Annotated in this window: 4 protein-coding genes; 2 read left to right on the top strand and 2 right to left on the bottom strand. The window is 55.9% G+C overall.

Features of this window, described 5'->3' with window-relative positions; translation table 11 throughout:
* A partial coding sequence (locus tag GYA94_RS02070) for a WYL domain-containing protein (protein ID WP_161891709.1) occupies positions 1-427 on the top strand: 427 nt, incomplete at its 5' end.
* Between the two features lie 300 nt (positions 428-727).
* Positions 728-1,657 (top strand): RHS repeat-associated core domain-containing protein, encoded by a 930-nt coding sequence (locus GYA94_RS02065; protein ID WP_161891708.1) that lies wholly within the window; start codon positions 728-730, stop codon positions 1,655-1,657.
* A gap of 366 nt (positions 1,658-2,023) precedes the next feature.
* Here GYA94_RS02065 and GYA94_RS02060 read toward each other — a convergent pair whose 3' ends face one another.
* Both GYA94_RS02060 and GYA94_RS02055 read right to left on the bottom strand, forming a co-directional pair.
* Positions 2,024-2,365 carry a tryptophan synthase subunit beta gene (locus GYA94_RS02060; protein WP_110678983.1) on the bottom strand — a complete coding sequence of 114 codons (342 nt, stop codon included), beginning with the start codon at positions 2,363-2,365 and terminating at the stop codon, positions 2,024-2,026.
* Positions 2,366-2,577: 212 nt separating this feature from the next.
* Positions 2,578-6,663 (bottom strand): immunoglobulin-like domain-containing protein (locus tag GYA94_RS02055; RefSeq protein WP_161891707.1); only part of this gene is annotated, 4,086 nt, incomplete at its 5' end.

Raw genomic sequence — 6,663 nt, 5'->3', positions numbered from 1 at the left:
GTTTATGGAGCGGATACACCTGAATGAGCTTTCGTTGATTTTTCCGCTAGAGCGCAATGACAAGAGCATACCGTTCGGCTGGCACTGGGCGGCCAGTGCGGTGGGCGAACTGCGCGGTAATTTCGACTTGCTGACACATCTGCGAGGGGATGCGTTGCAGCCATCGCAGGGTGAGGGCGTGGAGCTGGTTGCGCGAATCAGCGATGCACTGGCGCGGCAGTTGCGGGATGCGCCATTGAGCAGCGACATGCAACTGACGGCACTGGAGCATGGGCATCGGTTACGCGGCACGGTAAGTGACGGCTGGCCATTACGCTGGTGGCTCTTGAGCCATGGGGACAGGGTGGTGGTAGAGCAGCCTGCCGCCTTGCGGGAGGAGATTGGCAGGATTCTTAGCAATGCGGCAGCTCAGTACCAGAATTTGTAGCCTGTACCGGCCTCTTCGCCAGTAAACCCGCGCCTACACAAGTTGATCCGATACTTATAGACGCGAGCTTTCCCGCGAAGAGGTGTAAACAGGATTACACATTAGTTCTGCATCTTACCGTATCTCAGCTGCTCAATATTTTGAGCACAAGACTGCAAACAATCAAAGTTCGACAGCCATTCACTTTCACCAAGAGTTTCACTCTCCTGCGCATTGAAACTAGTATTTTTACCAGTTGTTGGGAGTGGCGTCCGCATCTATGCTGACTCTACAGCCCCACGGAATCACAGGAAATTAACAATGTCACGTCGCGATCAGATTATCAGGCGTTTCTATCAAGGCCGACAGCTGTGCACATTGTTGACTCAAGACGAAGCCTGGATGGCATTGCGTGCCAACAGAGAGCTCATCAGCGAACGGTTCCTCCCGCAAGGGAGGGCACCTTACACCATTTTACCGGGTGCGGACCCAAGCCGGAGTGTCATCTGCACAAAAAAAGCCAAAGCGTTAACGAACCTAGCCTACACGCCATATGGTTACATTAAAGAACGATTCCAGGGCAGTGGTCGATTGCAATTTAATGGGCAGCTACCCGAAGCCTCGATAAGCTGCTATTTGCTGGGCAGTTACAGACTGTTCAGCTCGTGTTTAATGCGTTTCTTCACTCCTGATGCCTGGAGCCCCTTTGGCGCTGGCGGTCGCAATGCCTACGCTTATTGTGAAAATGATCCACTAAACCACTCGGACCCTAGCGGGCACGGTAAAGTTTCTAACAAAAGCGCTGGTCCCTCTAGCCCCAATCTAAAATTACTTAAAGAAGCTGCTGACAAGCAGGCCTACCGCGAAGCCAAGATTCCCTTACAAAGAGAAATGTTCAATAAAAAAGTGACTCCCACCCCGCTATATTCAGATCCAAAACTTAAACCTGTCGCAAAACAAATAAACTCTCTTAAAAAGCTAATTATCTCGATCCGGAACAGCGAGCTAAAAAATAAGAATGACCGCATAGACCTTGCGGCCGCATCAATGTGGAAAATGGCAGACGAATACGGTTTAGGCACAACAGCAGTTACGGGCATAGCGTCCAGATCCAGCTATGCCAGCCACATAAAGGAATTGGCAGACACTCTAGATAAAGACCCAGCAAACACTATTAAAAAAATGACTGGCATAGACGATTCTACATATCATGATAAACTTAAAGCAGTTACCATCCGGCAAAAACCGTGAGACTTTATTTATCCTTGCACGTCAAGTTTAGCCAGCTGCACTTAAGAATTCATCTTCAATTTTTCTGAAGATGACGGCTTCAGCATACGTATGTAACCACCCCATCGTTTTGCTCCGTGGAAGGGACCTGCGCGAGCGGCTAGCGTATATTGATAAGTTTGATTTACCGCTGTGCTTGTGCGGGTCATCCACGCGGCGTCTCCCAACGCAGCACGGTCAACCGCTCCAGGTTATTGAACACGAGCCCTTCCGCCAGAAGACACCACCGCCAACCCGGCACACAGCTTGATTGACGGCAAGGTCGCAAACACCAGATACACTTGAAGTACAGCCCTATAACTGTCCTGCCGCGGGGACCGCCTGCAGTCAGATCAGCCCGCCCTGCTCTTCTTCGTCAATCAGGTTGTTGAGGCTGCTGAGCGCCTTGCGCGCCGTGGAACGGTTGAGCAGCTTGGCCTGCGCGCCGGCGGGCAGGTCGGTGATCTTGAACACGCCCTTGGCAGTCAGCACATCGATCAGGTCTTCAAGTACGCGGATCATGTCCAGGTCACTTTGCTTGAGCTGATTGAGGCTGTTTTCCACGACATCATCGGCAAACCATTCCTGAATATCCGCATGGTCGGCTGGGAGCATCTCGGTGAACTCATCAAAAGCGGCTGCCTCTACACGCAGCAACTTACCGGCGGCATTGCGTTGCACGTAGAACATGGCGGTGTCCCTCGTCACTTTGGTTCCTTGTTGGTAGGCAGCAGCATAGGCAAAGATCAGCAGGCACGCAGGCCCAGCGCCTGAGTATGCGCTGTCGGAAGGTGCCAGGAAAGAGCCGGCACGGCCATTACTTGGTTGATGGGGCCCTTGCGGGCGCGGCCTTGTGGAATGAAACAGGGGCCGCGACGGTCAGGCGCGGCCCCTTCAACACATCAGCTGTCCTTGTTGTGGATGATGATGGTCGGGTCAGCACCGCTGATCAACGAGTTGATCGTGGTGTTGGACCAGTTCACCCCTTCAAGCTTGATGGTCACATCGGCATTGGCGATACCGCCTGCGGCGTTGAGCTTGCCTTCGCTGCTGACCTGCAAGGTGGTCGTACCTTCAACCGTGGTGAGCTTCAGGTAATTGTCGATGGTACTGCCCTTCTCGCCTTGCAGCAGATCGCTCAAGTCGATCTTGTCCTTGTCCCCCATCTTGAAGTCTTTGATGACGTCGTTACCGAAATCACCCGCTTTCCACACGAAGGTGTCTGCGCCGCTGCCACCGATCAGGATATCGTCGCCCTGGCCACCGATGAGGGTGTCGTTCCCGGTACCGCCCAGCAGGATATCGTTGCCTTTGCCACCATCGAGCGTGTCGTTACCACCTTGGCCAAAGAGAATGTCGTTGCCATTGCCGCCCGACAGGATGTCGTTGCCGTCTTTGGCGCCGGAGATGTCAAACTCGTTGTAATGCTCAGTGATGTACTGGTGGACATTGCTGGTGGTGATGGAGCTGACATCAACGCCGCTCTTCTGTGCGACATAGCTTTGCAGGGCCTGGTAGCCCTCGCTGACGACACCATTGAGGGTAATCAGGTCACCGAAGATGATGTCGTTGCCGTTGCCACCGTCTATGGTATCGGCACCTGGCACCGTGGCTTCGGTATGACCGAGAATCGCCTTCGCCAGGTCGGACGGGTCGATGTTGGTCTGCGGCTTGCCTGCGCTGTCGTAAGGCTTCAGATCATTGAGGCTGATGTCGTCGTTTAAGCCAATAGCGTAGACCTTGCTCAAACCGGGAACTGTAGAACTGCCTCCCAACAGCACGAAGCTGTCGGTTGTATTCGAGGCTGAATCATTCCAGTTCGAGGTCGTGCCCTTACCAGTGCCGCCCTGGCTGGAAAACTCGTAGGTACCATCGCCTTGAGCATGAATCGTACCCAGCGTGTCGCTAGAGTAAAGAACGAAGTTACCCCATATGTTATAGCCATAGGTCGAGACTTTGACCACGCCAGTACTGCTGATATCAACTTTGTGCGTCGCATCAGCCCATTCGCTGAAGGTGCCACCCACTTTGTAGTTGTTGACATTGACAACATCGTCGAGGGTCTTGCCACCCGTCCACAGCCGTTTGTCGGTAACTTCATTGCGTTGATAGAACGTCGGTTTGCCGTCCGTGATGAAGTACGTCAGGTTGTCCGCACCGGCGTTTCCGGTAGCCATCGTGCTCTTGAAGAAGTTTGCAGTAGTCTTGAAGGCGTCTTCGTAGTTAGTACCGCCACCCTCTGTCCCACCTTGCATCGACTTCAAAACAGCCTGCAATTGGCTGAGGGCGTTCGGGTCGGCAAGGTTCACTGCAACGTTCATGTTGACCTGCGAATCGAAGTCCACCAGAAAAATGTTTACCGTACCCGACGTGTCGGAACCCAAGCTTGCTTTGAGCGTGGAGAACACCGAAGCCAGCTGCGACTTGGCAGCAGCAATCGAGTCGTCAGTCATACTGCCGGAACTGTCCACGATAAACGCGATGTTGTAGTTCTTGCCCGCTACAACGTTCAGCCCGGAAACATCTGCAACAATGATGTCGTTACCTTCGCTGCCAGTCATGGCGTCGTTGCCCGATGTGCCTACGCTGGCCTTGTAGGTCGCGGGATACACGGTTACCGGGATATTGCCGGTGGTAATAGCCGAACCACCCACGCTTTCAGTGGCAGTCGAGATGACCGTAACGTCGAACGAACCTTTGTAGTAGGTCGGTGGCGTCAGCGTCAGGCTGCTGAGTTTCCAGCCCGTTACATCCACCGGCGTGCTGCCTACCGTGACAGTATGGCCTGCACCGTCGCTGAGCACGGTCCCTTTGGGGATACCGCTCAGGCTTACGCTCAGGGTTTCCGAACCGTCAGTGTCGGTGAGGGCGGTGGAGATAGCCACCAGTTTGACCGAGCCGCCTTCCGGCCCCTCATTGAGCTTGTAACCGTCATAGTAGCTTTGCCCGTTCACAGTGTGCAGATCGGACACGCCCAGGCCAGCCTTGGCCATCTCGGTCACGTTCTGGTACATCTTGATGTTCGAGCTGCTCAGGTCGGTGACGCCACCGTCGCCGACCTTGATGTTCAGGTCATAGCTGCCTGGGCCGGCCTGGTTGGCATGGTAGACCTCGAGCGGGTAGTAGCCGCTGGTGTTCGGGGTAAAGGTCCCCGACACCTGGCCACCAGCACCCCAGGTGGCAGTGACCACAGTCTTACCGCCGATGGTGACCACGAAGCTGTCGTCGGCAGTGCCGCTGAAGGTGTAGGTCTTGCCGGCTTCGAGGTAGATCAGGCCAGAGGTTTTGGAGCCGGTGCCACCTGCAACGCTGCCATCGGACTGAACATTGGTCGTGGTGCTGCTGGAGCTGGCACTGCCCGAGTTGGCAAAGACCGTCTTCAGGTCATCGCCGGTAATGCCGTTACCACCCGTGCCAAGACCTTTGAGGCTGTTCCAGACTTCCTTGGTGAGGCCTTTGGAATCGATGTCGGCGCTGCCGAAACTCAGCGTCGGCTTATCGGCAACCGGGCGAATGTCGACCTTCATGGTCGAATCTGTGCCTACGTTGGTGCCGTCATTCGGCTTGAACTTGAATTGCGCGTAGTCGGCTTGCTGGTTGCCCACGCCGTTGCCGCCATAATTATCGGTCCCAGACTCGTTGCGCAGCGGAACGAACTTCAGGTTGCCGGCCTCGATGCTGGCCTGGCTGACAACCTGGCCAACGCCCACATTGGTCCAGGCCGTGCCGTTGAAGAACTGCAACGTGCCGGAAGCCGGGATCGAGCTGATGGTTACCGACAGACCAGTGTTGCCATCGGGGTCGGAGACATTGAAGTCGCTCCAGGCAAACACATAGTTGGTGTCTTCCACACCAAACACTGCACCGCCGCTCGAAACTGGCAGGTGGTCGTTGTCCACGATGGTCGTGGTAACGCTCGATTTGCTGGTATCCACCTGCAAATTCTCGAACTTGCCACCCGACACGCCTACGATCGTTACCACAAAGTTTTCGGTACCCTCGACCAGCTTGTCGTCGATGGTGCCGATGGTGAACGTGGTACCGCTGCTGTTGGCCGGAATCTTCACAGTGGTCACACCGATGAAGTCCTCGCCGTTCTTGGCGGTGCCGCTGTAGCTGAGCGTAACGGTGACCTCGTCCTTGGCCTCGTGGGTGAGGTTCAGGGTGTAAGTACCCGTCTCGCCTTCGTTCAGAGACGTCGTGCCGTTGATGCTGACTTTGGCAACGTCACCTTGGCCAGACGGCTCGTCGGTGACCGATGTGCTGACGCTGGTAGTGCTCGGCACCAGTTTCTCGAACACCTTGTCGCCGCTCACGGTGATGTCGGTGATCGACTTGGTGATCGTCGGCTGGCCGCCTACGTATACGTCGTCCGGCGCATTGATGGTCACGCTGCCGGTGGCCGAACCCGCATTGATGGTGACCTGGGTGCCACCGCTCAGGGTGACGGTCACACCGCCATGGCCGGTAACCGGCAGGTTGCTGTTATCGCCCACCAGGGTCACGGTGTACGTGATCGCGCCACCTTCGGCCACGGTGGACTTGTCCACCGACAGCACTGCAGTGACCTTGCTTTCGGTATCGGTCACGCTGACCGAGGCCGGGTTGCTGAACTCCAGCTTCTCGAAGGTGGCGTTCGGCACTTCGGCCTTGCTGATACCCACCGTGACGGTGCCCGGGTCCTTGAACACGTCATCACCTTGCGCCGGTGCGGTGTAGACCTTGCTGGTCTCGCCCGCCTTGAAGAGCACGGTGTCGTTGTTGCTCAGGGTGACGGTCAGGTCCTTGTCCAGCGGCTTGTTCAGGCTGACGGTGAAGGTCGGTGCAGTGGCTTCGTTGACCGAAGACTGGTTGGCAACGATGCTGACCTTGACCAGGTCGCCTTGGCCAGACGGTTCGTCGGTTACCGATGTGCTGACGCTGGTGCTGCCCAGGTTCAGTTGCTCGAACTGATCGGCGCCGGCGCCTTCGACCTTGGTCAGGCCTTG

The organism is Pseudomonas juntendi (assembly GCF_009932375.1).
In the GTDB taxonomy this organism is placed as follows: Bacteria; Pseudomonadota; Gammaproteobacteria; order Pseudomonadales; family Pseudomonadaceae; genus Aquipseudomonas; species Aquipseudomonas juntendi.
This window is presented reverse-complemented; position numbering and strand designations above follow the sequence as displayed.